Here is an 18370-nt window from a genome sequence, read left to right as displayed (position 1 = left end):
TCCTCTCGCAGGTCTCGGAGCGGGTCAGAGTTCGATGCAGGTGCGCAGGGCCACGCCCGTACGCATCTGGTCGAGCGCGTCGTTGATCTCGGCGAGCTGCACCCGGTGCGTGATGAGGCTCGCCAGGTCCACCCGGCCGGCCCGCCACAGGGCGATGGTGCGCTCGTAGGAGCGGAGCACGTCTCCGCCGCCGTACATCGACGGCAGGATCTTCTTCTCGTCGAAGAAGAGCGAGAACATGTCGATCTGGTAGTTGTCGTCCATCGCGCCGGCGCCGACGATCACCACGCTGCCGCCGCGGCGGGTCATCTTGTAGGCGGTCTGCGCGGTGGTGGACTTGCCGACGACCTCGAAGACGTAGTCGAAGCCCTCGCCGCCGGTGATCCGGTTCTTGGCGTCGTCGAAGGCCTCGGGGGCCACGGCCTCGGTGGCCCCGAACCGCAGGGCCGCCTCGCGCCGCGACTCCACCGGGTCGACGGCGATGATCTGGGCCGCGCCCTGGACCTTGGCGCCCTGGATGACGGAGATGCCGACGCCCCCGCACCCGATGACGGCGACCGAGGATCCGGCCTCCACCTTGGCGGTGTTGATGGCCGCGCCGAGGCCGGTGGTGACCCCGCAGCCGATCAGCGCGGCGATGTCGAAGGGCACGTCGTCGGGGATCGGGACGGCGCACGCGGCGTCGACCACGAGCTCCTCGGCGAAGGTGCCGGTCGCGGCGAAGCCGAAGATGTCACCACCCGCGCGACGGAAGTTGGGGGTGCCCGCGTTGACCAGGCTCGCCAGGCACAGGTGGCCTTGGCCGCGCTTGCAGGACGGACAGTGGCCGCACGGCGGCAGCCAGCAGACGAGGACCCGGTCGCCCTGCTTGAGGGTGGTGACCCCGTCACCGACGTCGGAGATCACCCCGGAGCCCTCGTGGCCGGGGATGAAGGGGGCGGGCTGCGGCAGGACGCCGCTCATCGCGGAGAGGTCCGAGTGGCACAGTCCGGTGGCCTTGATCCGGATCTTCACCTTGCCCGGGCCGAGGCCCACGGCCTCCATGTCGTCGACGACTTCGAGCTTGTCCTGGCCGATCTCGCTCTGCAGTGCTGCGCGCACGGTGCGGCTCCTTGGGTCTCGTACTCGTACGGTCTGGTTCTCGTACTCGCGGTTGCGCGTGCTCGTGGCTACGCGTGCTCGTGGCTACGCGTGCTCGACGACGGTGTCGGCGAGGACCGGCGCGTCGTCCCGTTCGACGGCGGTCACCGACACCAGGACCCGGCCGGGCTCCCGCCACATCCGGATGCGCAGCGTCTCGCCCGGGAAGACGATCCCGGCGAAGCGCGTGCGGTAGGCGCGGACCCGGGAGACGTCCCCACCCAGGGCCGTGTCGACGACGGCCTTGAGGGTCATCCCGTACGAGCACAGGCCGTGCAGGATCGGCTGGTCGAAGCCGGCCGTCTTGGCGAACTCGGGATCGGCGTGCAGCGGGTTCCAGTCGCCGGAGAGGCGGTAGAGGAGCGCCTGGTCCTCACGGATGTGCCGCTCCTCGACGCGGTCCGGGGCGCGCTCGGGCAGTTCCTCCCGCACGGAGGGACCGCGCTCGCCGCCGAACCCGCCCTCGCCCCGGACGAAGATCTGCGCGTCGCTCGTCCACAGGGGCCCGTCGGCGTCGGCGACCTCGGTGCGCAGGACGACGACAGCGGCCTTGCCCTTGTCGTAGAGGGCCGCGACCCTGGCGGTCGAGGTGGCCCGGCCCTTGACCGGGATGGGCCGGTGCAGCTCGATCGACTGGCCGCCGTGCAGCACGTGGGCGAGGTTGATGTCGATCCCGGGGGCGGCGAGGCCGCCCATCATCGCCATCCCGGCGCCGGCGACGGTCGCGAAGCTGGGCAGGACGTGGAGCTTGGATTCGAGGGTGTAGCGCAGCTCGTCCGGGTCGGTGGCCGGCCGGCCCGCGCCGAGGCCGAGGTGGTAGAGCTGGATGTCCTTGTGGTCCCAGCCGATGTCCCCCAGGCGGGGGTCGGCGGCGAGGGCCTTGGCGGCATCGATCGGCATGGGGATGCTGCTCCCTGTCGTTGGAGAACCGGGGCCGTGGAAGAGCCGGGGCGAAGCTGTGGAAGAGCCGTGGAAGACCTCGGTGCGGCCGTCCGCACCGTCGGCCGCACCGAGGTCGCATGCGGGGGCCGGTTCTAGAACGCGTTCTAGGCCCGGCCGGTGAGGGAATGTATAACGCACACCCCCACACTTGGGAAGAGTCTTGACTTGACGTCAGATTCACTGCGTGCGGGGCGTGTTGCGCGCCCGACCGGGGGCGGGGCAATACCCTGCCCGCGTGGAAGAAATGCCTGTTGACCACCGTGAGGTCCGCGCCCTGCGCGTCCTGCTGGAGCCGCCGAATCCGGCCCTGGCGCTCCAGCTCGGCCTCCAGCCGGACATCGAGGTGGTCCGGGACCCCATGGCCCGGCCCGCGGTGGCCCTGGTGGAGGAGCTCGCGGCCGTCACCGCCCTGCTGGCCGACGATCCGGAGTGCCGGGTGCTGGTCCTGACGGGCTCGGCGCACCCCGGCCTCGCGGAGGCCGCCCTCGCCGCCGGCGCGGTGGGGCTGGTGCTGCGGGACGGCCCGATCGGGGACCTGGCAGACTGCGTCCGGCGCGCCTCGACGGGCGAGACGGTGGTGGACCCGGCCCTGGGATGAACTCGATCGGATTCCTGCGAATCCTTTCGCGGTGCCCATGCCTCTTATGCATGTGCCGACGCCGAGATCGGCACCTGACCTGGAGGTTGTCGTGATCACTCTTGTCGCCGTGGGCGCCGTCGTCCTGCTCCTGCTCTGCACCTGCACCGTCCTCGTGGCACGCCGACGGAGCCGTTCCCGTGGCTGAGTCGACCTGGCCGGCCGAGCCGCTGATCGTCGCAGCGCAGCGCGGGGACCTCGACGCGGTCACCGCGCTGGTCTCCGGATCGCACCCGAACGTGCGGAAGTTCGCGTACTCGCTGTGCGCCTCCCCCGAGGACGCCGAGGACGCGGCCCAGGAGGCGCTGATCATCCTCTACCGGCGGATCGGCATGCTGCGCGCGTCCGGCGCCCTGGCCTCGTGGATGTTCCGCATCGTCCGCAACGAGTGCCTGCGCCGGGCCCGGCTGCTGCCGCGCGAGCGCACTCCGCTGCCGGACACCGGCGAAGCGGTGATGTCGGCCGAGGACGAGGTGTTGGAACGCCTGGAGGCCGCCCGGGTGGCGCGGGCGATCGCCGCCCTCCCCGTCGACCAGCGGCGGGTGCTGATCATGCGGGACATCCAGGGCTACAGCGGCCGCATGGCCGCGCACGCGCTCGGGCTCAGCCCCGCCGCGATGAAATCACGGCTGCATCGGGCCCGCGCGGCCCTTCGGCACACCCTTTACCCGACTCCTGGAGGCGACGATGCCGATCACTGACGGCCCCGACTTCGCGAGCTCCACCCTGCCCCGACACCTGGTCCGCGGCGCGATCGGCCTCGGCGCCCTGGCCGGCTCCGTCGCCCTCCTCCCGCTCTACGGCCCGATCACCCTGGCCCTCGCCCCGGTCGGTCTGCTGGCGCTGCGCGGCTGCCCGATGTGCTGGGCGATCGGGCTGGCCCAGACGCTCTCCCGGGGCCGCCTGCAACGGGAGTGCACGGACGACCGCTGCGAACTGAAGGTGGCGGCCCGCTGATCCGGGCCTGCGGACAGGGGCGCGAGCATTCCGTCCCGGCCACCGATTTCGGCGGAATCCGCCGCAGCGCTCAAGCGCGTACCGGAGCAGGATGAGGCTCCCTCAACCTACTTCCGGGGAGACGGAATCATGCGCGTATCCGCCCTGTCCACCGCCGCCGCGCTCGTGGTCGCGACCCTCGCCGCGGGAGCGGTCCCGGCCACCGCCGACACGCCGGCCGGGCCGCTCCTGGTGGTCCCCCTGGACGCCGGCAACGGCTTCCACCACAGCACCGGGTCGGTGGCCTACGAGCGCGTCGACGGCGCGGTGAACGCGGTCAGGATCATCTCGGTGCACGTCACCGGCAACGATCGCGACTGCGCCTGGCTGGACTGGAACGACCCGCACAGCCCCACCGGCTGGAGCAGCCTGACCAGCGAGCCCTCCTGCAGCGGCGGCGGCCTGGGCGAGTACCCCGACAGGATCGTCAAGGCGCCGGTCGGCCACCCGCTCAAGGTGCGCCTGGCCGCCTACCACTCCGACTCGGCCGAGGTGAAGCACAAGGACATCGAGAAGCTCTGACCGGGCGTGGGGCGGGCCGGGGCCGAGAGCCGGGGCGGGGGCGGGGCCGGGGCGGGGGCGGGGCCGGGGCGGGGGCGGGGCCGGGGCGGGGCCGGGGCCGGGGCGGCAGGATCCTGGAGAGACTGCCTAGGAGCCGTCGCCGGCCTGCTCGTGTCCGAAGGCGGCGAGGAGTTCGCTCTCGCCCGGGGCGGTGAACAGCCGCTTGGGCAGCACCACGAGGCACGTCCGGCGGCGCGATCGGCCCACGAACACGTGCAGCCGGGGCGTCTCGTGGTAGTAGCGCATCTCGTCCCAGACGATCCGCTGCGACTCCTCGCCCCGGAACACCTCGATGCCCGTACCGTCCACCACGACCCGCTTCTCCTCGGCGGCCCTGCCGTTGCGGAAGCCCCGGGCCACCGCCCACCGCGGCAGCACCAGCAGCGCGAGGAGGCCGTACGCCGCCGCGATCCCGAGGGGGACGGGGTGCAGGGTGAGACCGTCCGAGGACAGCGACAGGCCCGCCGAGGCGAGCAGGACCGTACCGAGGGCGCCCACCATCCGGCCCCGCCGGAACAGCCCCGCCGCCTTGGCGGCCTCGTCGTACTCGTCCCTGGTCACGCTGCCGGTGGCGCTGAAGGACACCTCACGTATCTCGCTCACGGGGGCGGAGCCTAACGCTCCGCCCCCACGGCCGAAAGCGCGTTTCAGCCCCGCCGCAGCATCGTCACCACCGCCGCGCCGCCCAACCCGATGTTGTGCGCCAGCCCCACCCGCGCCCCCGCGACCTGCCGCGGCCCGGCCTCGCCCCGTAGCTGCCAGACCAGCTCCGCCGCCTGCGCCAGCCCGGTCGCCCCCAGCGGATGGCCCTTGGAGATCAGCCCGCCGGAGGGGTTCACCACCCACCGCCCGCCGTAGGTGGTCGCGCCCGACTCCACCAGTTTCCCGGCCGAGCCGTCCCCGCACATGCCGAGCGCCTCGTAGGTCAGCAGCTCGTTGATCGAGAAGCAGTCGTGCAGCTCCACCACGTCCACGTCCTCGATGCCGAGCCCCGAGGCCTCGTACGCCTGCCGGGCCGCGGCCGCCGTCATCGGTTTGCCGACCACGTCGATGCAGGAGCCCGAGGCGAAGGAGGCCTCGGTGTCCGTCGTCATCGCCTGGCCGACGATCTCCACGGCCTTGTGGTGCAGCCCGTGTCGCACCACGAACCGCTCGGACACCACCAGCGCCGCCGCGGCGCCGTCCGAGGTCGGCGAGCACTGGAGCTTCGTCAGCGGCGCGTGGATCTCCTTCGCCGCCAGGATCTCCTCGACCGAGTACACGTCCTGGAACTGCGCGTTCGGGTTGTTCGCCGAGTGCCGGTGGTTCTTCGCGCCGACCGCCGCGAGCTGCGCGGCCGTGGTCCCGTACCGCTCCATGTGCTCGCGCGCCGCGTTGCCGAAGATCTGCGCCGTGGGCGGGGACATCTCGAAGCCGTGGCCCGCGGCCATGATCCCGTAGTGCCGGGCCACCGGTGAGGTCGTGAAGTCACCGCCGTCGGCGCCCCCGCCCAGCGCGCCGCGCTTCATCTTCTCGAAGCCCAGCGCCAGCACGCAGTCGCTGATGCCGCCCTGCACGAACTGCCGCGCCATCATCAGGGCGGTCGAGCCCGTCGCGCAGTTGTTGTTGACGTTGTAGACCGGCACCCCGGAGAGCCCCAGTTCGTACGCGGCCCGCTGGCCGGCGGTGGAGGCCTGGAAGCAGTAGCCCACCGGGACCTGTTCGACCAGCCCGTAGTCCACGCCCGCGTCCGCGAGCGCCGCCGATCCGGCCTCCCGCACCATGTCCCAGTACTGCCAGTCCCGTGACTCCGGCTTCTCGAACTTCGTCATGCCGACGCCCACGATGTACGACTTCATGTCCGACTCCTAGGGGGTGTCTTGTCGATCAGGGTGGATCAGGGAGCGGTGGCCGGTGCCGTGGATCGCAAGGCGGACGAGGGAGGCGACGCGGAGCGTCGCCGACCGAGGACAACGCGGCGAGGCACGGTGCCGGGCGCCGCGAGCCCGCCCTGATCGACAAGACACCCCCTAGTCCCTGGGTAGGCCGAGGATCCGCTCGGCGACGACGTTGAGCTGGACCTGCGTGGTGCCCCCGGCGATGGTCAGGCAGCGGGACATGAGCATCCCGTGCACCGCCCGCTCCCCCGCCCCCTCCCGCACCGCGCCCGCCGGTCCCAGCAGTTCGAGCGCGAGCTCGGCGGTCCGTTGCTGGTGCGGGGTCTGGACGAGCTTGCGTACGGAGGCGCCCGCGCCCGGCTCCAGCCCCGACACCTGCTGGAGCGTGGTGCGCAGCCCGATGCAGGCCAGGGCGTGCGCCTCGGCGGCGAGTGCGCCGATCCGCGCCCGGTAGGTGCCGTCGAGGTCGTCGGCGCGCGCGATCAGGGCCTCCAGACCGGTGTCGAAGGTCATCTGGTCGGCCATGTGGACGCGTTCGTTGCCGAGGGTGTTGCGGGCCACCTTCCAGCCGCCGTCGGCCGCGCCCACCAGGGCGTCCGCCGGGAGGTCCACGTCGTCGAAGTACACCTCGTTGAAGAGGGCCTCGCCGGTGATCTCCTTCAGCGGCCGGATGTCGATGCCGGGGGTGTTCTTCATGTCGACGACGAAGTAGCCGAGACCCTTGTGCTTGGGCGCGGCCGGGTCGGTACGGGCCAGCAGGATCCCGAAGTCGGCGCTGTGCGCGGAACTCGTCCACACCTTCTGGCCGTTGACCCGCCAGGAGCCGTCCTCCCGCCGCTCCGCCCGGGTCCGCAGCGAGGCCAGGTCGGAGCCCGCGCCCGGCTCCGAGAAGAGCTGGCACCAGGTGACGTCGCCGCGCAGGGTCGGCAGGAGGTAGGCCTCCCGCTGCGCCTGTGTCCCGTAGGCGAGCAGCGAGGGCACCACCCAGGTGGCGATCCCGAGGTCGGCGACCTTGACCCCGGCCGCGGCCAGCTCCTGCTGGACGACGAGCTGCTCGACGGGGCCCGCGCCGAGCCCGTACGGGGGCGGCAGGTAGGGGGCCGCGTAGCCGGTGGGGGCCAGGATCCGGCGCGCGGTGGCCGGATCGAGTCCGCGCGCGTCCGCGATGGCGGTCCGGGCCTTCGCGCGGTACGTCTCGGCTTCCACCGGGAGTTCCAGGCGCAGCTCGCGCCGCGCACCGCCCGCCGCGCAGCGCACGGCCCGGACCCGGTGCCCGTCGCCGGGCCCGAGCAGCTGGCGGGCCACGAGAGCCCGCCGCAGGTAGACGTGGGCGTCGTGCTCCCAGGTGAAGCCGATCCCGCCGAGGATCTGGACGCAGTCCTTGGCGCAGGTGTAGGCGGCGTCCAGGGCGGTCCCGGCGGCGAGCGCGGCCACCATCGAGCGCACCTCGGCGGGCTCGTCCATGGCCTGCGCGGCGTCCCAGGCCAGCGCCCGGGCCTGTTCCAGCCGGACGAGCATGTCGGCGCACAGGTGCTTGACGCCCTGGAACTGCCCGATGGGCCGGCCGAACTGTTCGCGCACCTTCGCGTAGGCGGCGGCCGTGTGCAGGGCCCAGGCTGCCGTGCCGCAGGCGTCGGCGGCGAAGAGCGTGCAGGCCAGGTCGCGGACCAGGGCCGCGTCCAGGTCCAGCAGCCGGTCCGGGGCGGTGGTGACCCCGCGCGCCCGCACCTCGGCGGTGGGGCGGGTGGGGTCGGCGCTCTCGTGCGTACGGATGTCCAGCGCGGCGGCGTCCACGGCGAACCAGCGGGTGCCGTGCGCGGCCTCGGCGGCGAGCAGCACCAGGTCGGCCTCGCCGGCGCCGAGCACGGGCGGGGCGAGTCCGTCGAGCAGGTACCCGCCGCCCTCGACGGCGACGGCGGTCACGGTCCCGGGCCCGAGCGCGACCGCCCCGACCCGGCCTTCGAGGGGCGCGGCGCCGGCACGCTCCAGCAGGACGGAGGCCAGCGCGCTCGGCAGGTACGCCCCGGGCAGCGCGGCCCGGGCGGCCTCTTCGACGACGACGGCCAGGTCGAGGAGGGTGCCGCCGTCCAGGTGCGGGTCGAGGAGCCCCTGTGCGGTCAGCGCGTCCCAGTGGGCGGGCCGCGCCCCGGTCTGCGGCGGGGTGTCGAGCAGCTTGCGGACCTCTTCGGGAGGCACGGCCCGCGCGACCCAGCCGCGCACCGCCTCGGCCAACTCCCGCTGCTCCTGCGTGATTCCGATGCCCATGCGCGGCAGACTAGAACACGTTCCAATCTGACGGAAGGTCAGATGATGGGTGAGTCGGAGGCGGGAACCGGCGCCGGAAGGGTCGACGTCCATCGATGCACAAGATCGATCACCGGTTCGAAGGAGTCAGGCATGTCCGGCACGGCCACCCGATACCTCTACCTCGTCCGCCACGGCGAGGCGCTGCCGGACGAGAGCGGGCTCACCGAGAACGGCCGCCGGCAGGCCGTCCTGCTGGGCCGACGCCTCCAAGGCGTCCCGCTCACGGCCGTCCACCACGGCCCGCTGCCCCGGGCGGAGCAGACGGCACGCCTGATCGGCGACCAGCTCACGGGCGTCCCCCTGCACCGCTCGGAAGAGGCCGGCGACTACGTCCCGTACCTGCCGAGCCGCGAGGAACTCCCGGCGGGATCGGCGGACTTGTTCCTGAACTTCCTCGCAGGCGCCTCCGCCGAGGAGCGGGAGCAAGGGCCCGGGCTGGCCCGCCGGGCGATGGACCGGTTCACCGGGCCGGTGGACGGCGACGAGGATCGGCACGAGCTGGTCGTCACGCACAACTTCCTGGTCGCCTGGCTCGTTCGGGACGCCATGTTCGCGCCGAAATGGCGCTGGCTCGGCTTGAATCATTCCAATGCCGCCCTGACGGTCATCCGGTACGCGCCCGACCGGCCCGCCTCCGTCCTGTTCTCCAACGACATGCGGCATCTGCCGAATGAGCTGCGATGGACCGGCTTTCCGCCCGAATTGCACATCTGAGCGCACCCCCCGGTAGCAGGGTCCGCCAAACCCAATCACCTCAACTCGGGCTTATATGCAGGCTGTTGAGTACCAATGGACCGTTCACTATAGTCGGCACCGACACGGCCGGCCCGGGTCCGAGCGTGCCGTTCTCGGGAATCGACTCCCCTTCGTCGCGCCCGTTTCGGCGTCGGCGAGAGCACCACGACGTAGGGGGATGAATCATGCGCATGAAGCGGACCCTGGCACTCTTGGCCGCCGCGGCCGGCGTCACGATCGGAATGGCCACCCCGGCCAACGCGTACGCCTGCCAGACCGGCTTTTTCTGCCTCTACTACAACTCCAACCAGGGCGGAGCCCGCTGGTTCACGGACGGCGACGTACCCAATCTCGCCGGGGAGATATTCACCACCTGGGCCAATGGTGAGGGCGAGCTGGTGAAGAACAATGCCGCGTCGACCCAGAACGCCTCGAACTACTGTTACCGGGTCTACTACAACTCGAACTATGCCGGCCCGTACGACACCGTTCATGCACACACGTCCCGGAACCTCGTGAACACGTACAACAACAACGCCTCCGTCCGGGACATGATCTGCTGAGCATCGCCACCTGGACCGGGAAAGGGTGTTCCGCAACCACCTTCCGTGGCCGCGGAGCACCCTTTCCTGCCGCCCATAGAGGCATCCGTAGAGGAATCCGTAGAGGAATCCAGTGAACGTGACCACCCTTTCCTCCCGCGCGTGCGCCGGCATGGCGGTACTCCTGCTCCCGCTCCTGTCGGCGTGCACGGCCGACCCCGCCGCCCCCGCTGCCCCCGCCGCGACCCCGGGCCCGACCTCGGCGCACCGGCTCGCCGACAGCAAGGCGCTCAGGCTGCCGCTGGACGATTACCTGCTGACGACGACCGACGCGGGCGAACTCGCCCGCGCCCGCGATTCCCTCATGCGGCGATGCCTGGGCGGATTGGGCGCCCCGTACACCCCCAGGGCGCGGGAGAACGCCGATATCGAAACGAACGAGCGACGCTACGGCCTGGCCGACGCGGAACTCGCGAAGCAACACGGATACCACGTGCCAGACATGGCGAAAACGGCCGAAGACTACCCATCGGCGATCATGCCGCTCGTCACGGGCGAAGCAACCACGCACAACGGCGTCCCGGTACCGGAAGGCGGGTGCGCGGGGCAGGCGCAGCGGGAACTCCACGAGGCAGATCTGCAGGGAGCCCTGGCCCTTCCCCAGAAGCTCAACATGGAAAGCTACCTGAAGTCCCAGAAGGCTCCCGCTGTGGTGAAAGCGACCGAGGCGTGGTCGGCCTGCATGAAGGAATCCGGTCACACCTACCCCGATCCGCTCGCCGCGATCAACGACAAGGAATTCAGCTCCGCGACCGCCGGCACCCACGAGAAGGAAGTGGCACTCGCCGACGTCCTGTGCAAGCAGAAGGTGAACCTGGTCGGCATCTGGTCCGACGCCGAGGGCGAATACCAGAGGTTCGCGATCGAAACCAACAAGAGCGTCCTGGCGGAGCCGCTGGCCGCCAAACAGAAGACCATGGCCGCCGCGAAAGCCGCGGCCGCACAGTAGGAGTAGGAGCAGGAGCTCGTGACCGGCGGCGCGGAAATCGCGTGGCCGCCCGGTTCGCGGTGCCGGTATCGTCCGGTCCCCCGACCCGCCGTACCGGCGGACCCGTACAGAGAGCGACGCACATGACCGGCCCCCGGACCACGACGACCCTGTGGCGCCCGACCGGCCCCGAGGAACTGGCACTGGTGCGGGAGCTGAACTGGCGTGCGTGGCCGCCCCGACTGCCCGAGCAGCCGATCTTCTACCCGGTCCTCAACGAGGACTACGCGATCAGGATCGCCCGGGACTGGAACGTGAAGCACAGCGGCGTCGGCTTCGTCACCCGCTTCGAGGGCGACACGGAGTTCCTGAGCCGCTACCCCGTCCAGCAGGCGGGCGGGCGCACCATCCTGGAGCTCTGGGTCCCGGCCGAGGAGCTGGACGACTTCAACGCCCACATCGTCGGCGAGATCCAGGTCACCCACGAATTCCGCTGAGGCGGGTCACCGAACCGCCGGCCGTGGCCCCGCGAACCGGCACGTCCGGTGCGCGGGGCCATAGGCTGGCCGGAACCCATCCACGACGGGCAGGAGGCCGCGATGACCGGGACGACGGTCGAGGAGGTCATGGCCGAGCTGGCGGCGCTGGAGGACCCGCGGATGCGGGAGGTCAACGAGCGGCACGGTGACGATCACGGCGTGAACCTCACCAAGCTCCGCGCGGTCGCCAAGCGCCTCAAGACGCAGCAGGACCTCGCGCGCGACCTGTGGAGGACCGAGGACACCGCGGCCAGGCTGCTGGCGCTGCTGATCTGCCGCCCGAAGGCATTCGAGCGCGACGAGCTGGACACCATGCTGCGCGAGGCCCGCACCCCCAAGGTGCACGACTGGCTGGTGAACTACGTCGTGAAGAAGAGCCCGCACGTCGAGGAACTGCGACTGGCCTGGTTCGCGGATCCCGACCCGGTGATCGCGAGTGCCGGGTGGGCGCTGACCACCGACCGGGTCGCGAAGAAGCCCGCCGGCCTCGACCTCCCGGGACTCCTCGATGCCGTCGAGGCGGACATGAAGGACGCCCCGGAACGGCTGCAGTGGGCGATGAACCACTGCCTGGCCCAGATCGGCATCGAGCACCCCGAGTACCGCGCCCGCGCCATCGACATCGGCGAGCGCCTGGAGGTCCTCAAGGACTACCCGACTCCCCCGAACTGCACGTCCCCGTTCGCGCCCGCCTGGATCGCCGAGATGGTGCGACGGCAGGAGGAGAAGCGGTAGGAGGGGCTCACCGGGATTTCTTGGCGGGGGCGGCCGCCAGCGCGGCCTTGGCGACCTCCTTGGCCTTCTGCTCGCAGGCACCGGTCTGGGCGAGGCCGACCTTGACGATCAGATTGCCGTGGCGGACGGCGAGCTCACAGGTCCACTCGGTGTCGACGGTCCTCCAGTACGCCCCGTCGCCGAGCCCGACGTTGTTCACCCGTTTCCCGGCTGCGGCCTCCGTGGCGAACTCGCCCTGCTGGAGCTTCGCGTTGGCGGCATCGTCACCGCCCCGCTTGACCTCCCACCGGACCATCGCGATCCACTTGTCGGTGGTGGGTTCGTACCACGAGCACATCGTCTTCGCCTCGATGCCCTTCGCGCTGTGGAAGTCCTTCTGGGGATCCCGCCCGGTCAGCGGGATGTGCCGGGTCGCCTCCGGACAGGCCGGTGCATCGGTGTAGGCGGCGGGACCGGAACCGACACCTTCCGTCTTCCGGTCCAGGGCGTACGCCCCCACACCGACCCCCGTCGCCAGCAGCACCCCGGCGGCCACCAGCGCCACGGTCCGCGACCGCCCGCGGGGTGGCGTGGGCGACGGCTCGGTCGGCGGGCTCGCCGGCCGGGGAGGAACGGGATGCGGGGCGGACTCTTCTACCTCGACCGCAGGCTCAACTCCCTCGTCGGGCTCGCCCGCGGACTCGGGCTCGGGAGCGAAATCCGGCTCCGGCTCCGGCGGCACCGCCACGTCCGCCGTCCCACCCGACAACAGACCTTCGATGGCGGCCCGTTGCTCGGCCAGCATCCGGTCCACGGCGGGCGGCCACTGCCGACCGGCCGGTGCGACCGGCCCGAGGAGTTCGAGCAGCTGCGCCGGCGTGGGCCGGGCGGCCGGATCCTTGGCCAGGCAGCGTTCCACGATCCCCCGCAGGGCGACCGGTACCGCGCTCAGGTCGGGGGTGGAGTGCACCACGTCGTAGAGCGTCCGCAGGGTCGAGGCCCCGGCGAAGGGGCTGCTGCCGGTGAACGCCATGACCAGCAACGAGCCCAGCGAGAACACGTCGCTCGCCGGCGTCAGCGCCTTGCTCTCGGCCTGCTCGGGCGACATGAACGACGGCGAACCGATCACCCACCCGGTACGCGTCAGCCCGGTGTCCCCCTCCGCCTCGGCCTCGGTGGCCCGAGCGATACCGAGGTCGATGACGCGCACGCCGTCCTCGGTGAGGAGCACGTTGTCGGGCTTGAGGTCCCGGTGGATCAGTCCCGCCCGGTGGATCTCCGCCAAGGCCGAGGCCAGCCCCGCCGCGATCCGGTGGACGACGTCCTCGGGCAGCACCCCGTCCGCCTTGACCACGGCGCCCAGCGAGGGCCCGGCCACGAACACCGAGGCCAGCCAAGGCGTCGGCGCGTCCGCATCGGCGTCCATCACAGCAGCCGTGTAGGCACCGGAGACCTTCCGCGAGGCCGTGACCTCACGCCGGAAACGGGCCCGGAAGCCCTCGTCGTCGGCGAAGTGCGCGAGCACCTGCTTGACGGCGACGAGCCGCCCGTCGGGCCCCGCGCACAGCAGTACCCGCCCCATGCCACCCTGCCCGAGCACGCCGGCCACCTTGAACGGCCCTACGTGCGTCGGACCGGCCGGTCCTACGCGCTCCATCCCCCCGACTCCCTCCCCGTCGTCAGGGAGCGGATCATACCGAGACCGACCTCACGAAGACCTCGAACGCGGCCGGGTGGACGGTGAATACGGGCCCTTCGGGGTTCTTGGAGTCCCGGACGGCGACACGGCACGGCTGCGCGGCGATCTCGACGCAGTCGCCGCCGGTGTCCCCGCTGTACGAGGCCTTGAGCCAGCCGGTGTCACCGAGCGGCGCGCACTCGACGCACTGGCCGCCGGTGTCGGAGCTGTACGAGGACTTACGCCATCGTGCGCCCGTCAGGTTCTGGATGATCTCCATAGCGTTCCTCCATTACTCGGGCGATCCGGGCCGCCGATGCCTCCACGGAGAGCGCGGCTGCCTGCAAGTGATCGTAACGGAGCGAACCTTCCCTGAGAGCCTGAGGATTGGCCGTCATATGGCCCTGCACGAAGTCCTCGGTGTAGACGATGTCGGGGTCACCGTCGAACCGCATGAGGCTGAACGAGCCTGGCTGCCCAGCATGGGCACCCGCCTCAAAAGGCAGGATCTGCACCTGGACCCACTCCCTCCTCTGCAACTCCAGCAAGTGGGCGAGTTGATTCCGCATAATCTCTCGACCGCCGATCTCCTGGTGCAGCACGGCCTCGCTCATCACCACCCACATCAGCGGCGGAATCTCGCGGTCAAGGACCCGCTGGCGCTCCATTCGGGCGGCCACCTTTGCGTCGAGGTCGCTCTCGCTCCATACCCCCAACACCGCCCGCGCGTACGCCTCCGTCTGTAGCAGTCCATCCACCAACTGCGCTTGATAGGTGGAGAGATAGGTGGCACGGGCCTCCATCTCCGCATACGGCTGGAACCAGGTCGGCAGCACACTCCGCAACACCAGGCCCACCAGTCGCGAGAACACCCCGCCCGTGCCCAGCGCCGCGTCCACCCGCTCCGAGAAGTCCCGGGTCGGGACCCGCTTCGTCGTCTCGATCTGGCCGATCAGGGAGCCCGTACAGAAGATGATCTCGCCCAACTGCGCCTGCTTCAGGCCCGCCTGCTCCCGCAGCCGCCGCAGTTCGTACCCGTAGTAGTCCAGCGGCGAGGCGCTGGGATCGAGCTCGCGAATCTTGACCATGAGGTGGTCACCCCCAAGTTCACGCTGTTCGGCGTTCGTTTCGCCCTGTAGCCGAGCGTAGTCAGCCGGGTGCTTTCCGGTGGGGTGAATCACGCACTCGGTCACGGTCGGTCAGAAGCGATCGGCTGCCGGTCCACCCCACGGGCGGGGATAATGCTCTGCCGAACTGATCTTGTGTGACGGGGGCCTGGCACGTGCGGGAAGTGATCGAAGACCGGTACGCGCTGGCCGAGTTGCTCGGTCGAGGAGGCTTCGGCGAGGTGTGGCGGGCCGAGGACAGCCGGGTGGGCCGACAGGTCGCGGTCAAGATCGGATATCCGCAGACGCCGGAGGACACCCGCCGCTTCGAGCGGGAGGCCAGCCTCGCCGGGAACCTCGCGCACCCCAACATCGCCACCATCCACGACTTCGGCCGCACTGAGCGCGAGGGGCGCGACGCCGTCTACCTCGTCATGGAGCTGCTCCGGGGCCACAGCCTGGCCGACGTGCTGGAAGCCGGCGTACCGCCGCTCGCGGACGCCCTGGAGTGGGCCGGGCGCATCGCGGACGCGCTGGGGGCGGCCCACGCCGCCGGGATCGTCCACCGGGACGTGAAGCCCGCCAATGTGATGGTCACCGACGGCGGGCTGACGAAGGTGCTCGACTTCGGTATCGCCAAGGCCGGGAGCGGCAGCGGCGGCGCCACCACCACGACGGGGCTGACGGCCACCGGCATGGTCATCGGCTCCTTCCCGTACATGGCCCCCGAGCGGTGGACCGGAGGGGCGAACGGCGTGCCCGTCGACGGGCGGGCCGACCTGTACGCCCTGGGCTGCGTCCTGATGGAACTGCTGACCGGCACCCGCCCCTTCGCCGCCCGCGAGATGCACGAGCTGCTCGCCCAGCACCTCACGACCGCGCCACCCGCGCCGAGTTCGCTGCGCGCGGAGCTGCCCGCCGCGCTGGACTCCCTCGTGCTGGAGCTGCTCGCGAAGGATCCGGCGGACCGGCCGGCGGACGCGGCCGAGGTGTCCCGGCGGCTGGCGGAGATCGCCCGGAGCGAGACCCCCGAGCCCGTAACCTCGCCCGCGCCCGAACCCGCTCCACCGGCGGTCTCCTTCCCGCCCCCGCCGTCGTACGCCCCCACCGTGCACACCGCGGCCGCCGATCCGGTCCGCGCGATGCTGGAGCGCAGGCTGACGCAGCTGGTGGAGGACGAACCGGCCGACGTCGTGGAGCGGCTGCGCATGCTGACCGACGACCTGACCGAGGAACTCGGCGCGCAGGACCCGCTGACGGTGCGGGCCGCCTACCACCGCGTGATGCGGGTCGCCGGGCCGTCCAGGACGATCGATCTGGAGCGCCTGCTGCCGCGCATGGTGCGGGTCCTGGGACTGGAGCACCCGGACACGATCACCGGGCGCGCCGCCTGGGTCGGTGAGGCGGCGGCCTTCGGGTCCGGGGACGGTCGCCGGCACGAGCGTGAGCTGCGCGAGCTCGTCGAGCAGGCGACGCGGGTGTTCGGCACGCACGCCCTGGTCACGCTGACCGCCCGCTACCACCTCGCGTCGGCCATGCACCGGGGCGCACACGCCCGTGACGGCCAGTGGGACGCGCGCGGCCGGGAGCGCGCGCTGAGCGAGCGGGCCTGGCTGGGGCCGCTGCTGCCCGACCTGGAATGGGCCCTGACCGCCGACAGTCCCGTCCTGCTGGACGTGCGGCGCAGGCTGGCCCACGACGCCTGGCTGGTCGGTGACATCGCCGGCGCCGCGCTCCTGTACTGGCGACTCTTCCCGAACCTCGCCGAACTCGCCGAGCGCGGCGATCCGAAGGTGGCCCACCGCGTGCTCCGCACGATCGGCGAGGCGGGCGATCCGGCGGCCGCGCTGGCGCACATGAACGCGTTGCTGCACCGTCTCCCCTTCCTCCCCGGCATGCAGGACCTGGCCCAGGAGGTCTCCGACACCCGGGCGGACTTCCGGCGTGCCGTACGGGAGCAGCGGCGTGCGGAGGGGGCCGGCGGGGCGGGTGGTCTGTCCCGGCTGTTCGGCCGCTGACCGGAGGGGCGGCGTACGAGCGTGCCCCGGCCGTAGCGCCCTACCGGCGGGTAAGGCAGCATGGGCCGCCACACCCCGCTCAGCAGGAGGAACAGCATGGCCGCCCAGCCCAAGCCGGAGACCCTCGCCGCCTTCGAGGCCGCCAAGGGGTTCATGCCCGTGCGGGAGGGTCTCGCCCTGTACGAGGCGGCCACCACGGCCGGCGCGCTCGGGCTGCCGCTGCTGGAGGTCGGCACGTACTGCGGCCGCTCCACCATCCTGCTCGCCGACGCCGCCCGTGAGGCCGGCGTGGCGGCGATCACCGTCGACCACCACCGGGGCAGCGAGGAGCAGCAGCCGGGCTGGGAGTACCACGACCCGACGGTCGTGGACCCGGAGGTCGGGCTGATGGACACCCTGCCGACCTTCCGCCGGACCCTGCACAAGGCCGGGCTGGAGGACCACGTGATCGCGATCGTCGGCCGGTCCCCGCAGGTCGCGGCCACCTGGGGCGGCAAGCTCGGCTTCGTCTTCATCGACGGTGGTCACACCGACGAGCACGCGACCGGCGACTACGAGGGGTGGGCGCCGCACGTCGCGGTGGGCGGCACGCTCGTGATCCACGATGTCTTCCCGGATCCGGCCGACGGCGGCCAGGCGCCGTACCGCATCTATCTGCGGGCGCTGGCCTCCGGCGCCTTCGAGGAGGTCTCCGTCACCGACTCGCTGCGCGTGCTGCGGCGTACGGGCGCCGGCGTCTGACGTCCGGTTCGGCGAACGGGAGGGTCCTCCCGGTCGCTCGTCGCGCCCGTTCCGGTCCGGATTGCTCGATTTCCGCTTCCCGCGACCGTGCGCGCGACCTTAGGCTGCCAGCGCCGATATCTCGGCGCCCTGGTTCCCGCGCGATCGCCGGTACGGAACCCGGGGGGATTGTCGACCAGTCCACCGGCGGCTCGCAGACAGGGAAGACCGACGTGAATTCATCGCGCGCTCGCGCCATTTCCATACTCTTAGCCCTTGTCGCCGGTGCGCTGATCGGCGTGCTCGGCGCGATCTCGGGCAAGTTCGACACCCCGGTCTTCCACATCACGGGCCTGATCTTCGCCGGGGGGTGGTCGTGGGCGTGCCTGGCCTTCCTCGTCGGGTACACCCGGCGATCGAAGATCGAGTCCGCTGTGGTGGCCTCTTCGGCACTGGCCATCGGCGTGGTCGTCTACTACACGCTCAAGTGGCTGAGTCCCGTCGCCCCGATCGGAATGTCGGCCGACGGCTTGGAAGCGGAAGGCGTCTCGCCGGGAATGCTCGCCTGGGGATTGGCCGCTTTTCTTTTCGGCGTCCCTCTGGGTCTCTTCGGGAATCTGGCGCGGATCCCCGGGATCGGTGGGCTTCCCTTCCGTCTCCTTGTTCCGCTGATCGCCTTTGTCGAGACATCCGAACGCCTGAAAGTGGAAGCGGGCAACGCGGCCTTCGGTGACGTGACCTGGGGCACGATCCGCGTGCTCGCCGTCCTCGTCGCCCTGGCTCTCGTGGGGCACACGGCGTGGCAGTGGGCGCGCTCGGCGCGCAGGCGCGAGAGCCAGACCTCGAACTGAGGGCGACCGGTCATCCGAC

Annotated in this window: 20 protein-coding genes; 12 read left to right on the top strand and 8 right to left on the bottom strand. The window is 71.4% G+C overall.

Annotation, left to right across the window (positions count from 1 at the left end; translation table 11 throughout):
• Window positions 1–24: 24 nt before the first annotated feature.
• Window positions 25–1101 (bottom strand): Zn-dependent alcohol dehydrogenase, encoded by a 1077-nt coding sequence (locus ACWG52_RS26010; RefSeq protein WP_389818159.1) that lies wholly within the window; start codon window positions 1099–1101, stop codon window positions 25–27.
• Between the two features lie 84 nt (window positions 1102–1185).
• Window positions 1186–2040, bottom strand: a complete 855-nt coding sequence (locus tag ACWG52_RS26005) for a MaoC/PaaZ C-terminal domain-containing protein (RefSeq protein WP_389818156.1) — start codon at window positions 2038–2040, stop codon at window positions 1186–1188.
• A 286-nt stretch (window positions 2041–2326) separates the two neighbouring features.
• Here ACWG52_RS26005 and ACWG52_RS26000 point away from each other — a divergent pair, with 286 nt between their 5' ends.
• The 4 genes from ACWG52_RS26000 (at window position 2327) to ACWG52_RS25985 (ending at window position 4237) form a co-directional block, all read left to right on the top strand.
• Window positions 2327–2680, top strand: coding sequence for a response regulator transcription factor (locus ACWG52_RS26000; RefSeq protein WP_078909768.1), 354 nt, complete (start codon window positions 2327–2329; stop codon window positions 2678–2680).
• Window positions 2681–2859: 179 nt separating this feature from the next.
• A complete protein-coding gene (locus ACWG52_RS25995) occupies window positions 2860–3420 on the top strand; it encodes an RNA polymerase sigma factor (protein ID WP_389818153.1) in 561 nt (186 codons plus the stop codon).
• Window positions 3407–3676 carry a hypothetical protein gene (locus tag ACWG52_RS25990; RefSeq protein WP_033227011.1) on the top strand — a complete coding sequence of 90 codons (270 nt, stop codon included), beginning with the start codon at window positions 3407–3409 and terminating at the stop codon, window positions 3674–3676. The genes ACWG52_RS25995 and ACWG52_RS25990 overlap by 14 nt, the downstream gene beginning before the upstream one ends.
• 129 nt (window positions 3677–3805) lie before the next feature.
• The gene (locus ACWG52_RS25985; protein ID WP_389818150.1) at window positions 3806–4237 is read left to right on the top strand and encodes a hypothetical protein; all 432 of its coding nucleotides are present in this window, start codon (window positions 3806–3808) and stop codon (window positions 4235–4237) included.
• A 126-nt stretch (window positions 4238–4363) separates the two neighbouring features.
• Here the strand turns inward: ACWG52_RS25985 and ACWG52_RS25980 are convergent, their stop codons facing one another.
• The 3 genes from ACWG52_RS25980 to ACWG52_RS25970 all read right to left on the bottom strand — a co-directional run bounded on the left by ACWG52_RS25980 (window position 4364) and on the right by ACWG52_RS25970 (window position 8418).
• Window positions 4364–4879: a YcxB family protein gene (locus ACWG52_RS25980; protein ID WP_390140180.1), complete on the bottom strand. Its 516-nt coding sequence runs from the start codon at window positions 4877–4879 to the stop codon at window positions 4364–4366.
• A gap of 44 nt (window positions 4880–4923) precedes the next feature.
• Window positions 4924–6114, bottom strand: coding sequence for a lipid-transfer protein (locus tag ACWG52_RS25975; protein WP_389818145.1), 1191 nt, complete (start codon window positions 6112–6114; stop codon window positions 4924–4926).
• A gap of 171 nt (window positions 6115–6285) precedes the next feature.
• Window positions 6286–8418 (bottom strand): acyl-CoA dehydrogenase, encoded by a 2133-nt coding sequence (locus ACWG52_RS25970; protein ID WP_389818142.1) that lies wholly within the window; start codon window positions 8416–8418, stop codon window positions 6286–6288.
• A gap of 132 nt (window positions 8419–8550) precedes the next feature.
• On the opposite strand from ACWG52_RS25970, the gene ACWG52_RS25965 reads away from it, so the two are divergent.
• The 5 genes from ACWG52_RS25965 to ACWG52_RS25945 all read left to right on the top strand — a co-directional run bounded on the left by ACWG52_RS25965 (window position 8551) and on the right by ACWG52_RS25945 (window position 11999).
• Window positions 8551–9174, top strand: a complete 624-nt coding sequence (locus ACWG52_RS25965; RefSeq protein WP_389818139.1) for a histidine phosphatase family protein — start codon at window positions 8551–8553, stop codon at window positions 9172–9174.
• 206 nt (window positions 9175–9380) lie between these two features.
• Complete coding sequence (locus tag ACWG52_RS25960; RefSeq protein WP_389818136.1) at window positions 9381–9758, top strand: peptidase inhibitor family I36 protein; 378 nt, start codon at window positions 9381–9383, stop codon at window positions 9756–9758.
• A gap of 118 nt (window positions 9759–9876) precedes the next feature.
• Complete coding sequence (locus ACWG52_RS25955) at window positions 9877–10746, top strand: hypothetical protein (protein WP_390140176.1); 870 nt, start codon at window positions 9877–9879, stop codon at window positions 10744–10746.
• A gap of 122 nt (window positions 10747–10868) precedes the next feature.
• Complete coding sequence (locus ACWG52_RS25950) at window positions 10869–11222, top strand: hypothetical protein (RefSeq protein ID WP_453126081.1); 354 nt, start codon at window positions 10869–10871, stop codon at window positions 11220–11222.
• 102 nt (window positions 11223–11324) lie between these two features.
• On the top strand, window positions 11325–11999 hold the full coding sequence (locus ACWG52_RS25945; RefSeq protein ID WP_389818128.1) for a DNA alkylation repair protein: 675 nt from the start codon (window positions 11325–11327) through the stop codon (window positions 11997–11999).
• Window positions 12000–12006: 7 nt separating this feature from the next.
• On the opposite strand, the gene ACWG52_RS25940 is transcribed toward ACWG52_RS25945, so the two are convergent.
• From ACWG52_RS25940 to ACWG52_RS25930, 3 genes are read right to left on the bottom strand one after another with little or no spacing between them, the layout of a single operon-like run.
• The gene (locus tag ACWG52_RS25940; RefSeq protein ID WP_389818125.1) at window positions 12007–13635 is read right to left on the bottom strand and encodes a serine/threonine-protein kinase; all 1629 of its coding nucleotides are present in this window, start codon (window positions 13633–13635) and stop codon (window positions 12007–12009) included.
• A gap of 34 nt (window positions 13636–13669) precedes the next feature.
• Window positions 13670–13936, bottom strand: coding sequence for a DUF397 domain-containing protein (locus ACWG52_RS25935; RefSeq protein ID WP_389818122.1), 267 nt, complete (start codon window positions 13934–13936; stop codon window positions 13670–13672).
• Window positions 13896–14744: a helix-turn-helix domain-containing protein gene (locus ACWG52_RS25930; RefSeq protein WP_390166931.1), complete on the bottom strand. Its 849-nt coding sequence runs from the start codon at window positions 14742–14744 to the stop codon at window positions 13896–13898. The genes ACWG52_RS25935 and ACWG52_RS25930 overlap by 41 nt, the downstream gene beginning before the upstream one ends.
• Window positions 14745–14938: 194 nt before the next feature.
• Here ACWG52_RS25930 and ACWG52_RS25925 point away from each other — a divergent pair, with 194 nt between their 5' ends.
• The 3 genes from ACWG52_RS25925 (at window position 14939) to ACWG52_RS25915 (ending at window position 18351) form a co-directional block, all read left to right on the top strand.
• Window positions 14939–16780 (top strand): protein kinase domain-containing protein, encoded by a 1842-nt coding sequence (locus tag ACWG52_RS25925; RefSeq protein ID WP_453126078.1) that lies wholly within the window; start codon window positions 14939–14941, stop codon window positions 16778–16780.
• Window positions 16781–16876: 96 nt separating this feature from the next.
• The gene (locus ACWG52_RS25920) at window positions 16877–17521 is read left to right on the top strand and encodes a class I SAM-dependent methyltransferase (RefSeq protein ID WP_389818113.1); all 645 of its coding nucleotides are present in this window, start codon (window positions 16877–16879) and stop codon (window positions 17519–17521) included.
• Between the two features lie 212 nt (window positions 17522–17733).
• The gene (locus ACWG52_RS25915) at window positions 17734–18351 is read left to right on the top strand and encodes a hypothetical protein (RefSeq protein WP_389818110.1); all 618 of its coding nucleotides are present in this window, start codon (window positions 17734–17736) and stop codon (window positions 18349–18351) included.
• Window positions 18352–18370: the final 19 nt, after the last annotated feature.

It is taken from the genome of Streptomyces sp. CLCI03 (assembly GCF_053615355.1).
The sequence above is the reverse complement of the archived record's forward strand: the minus strand, read 5'-3'. Positions and strand labels throughout refer to the sequence as shown.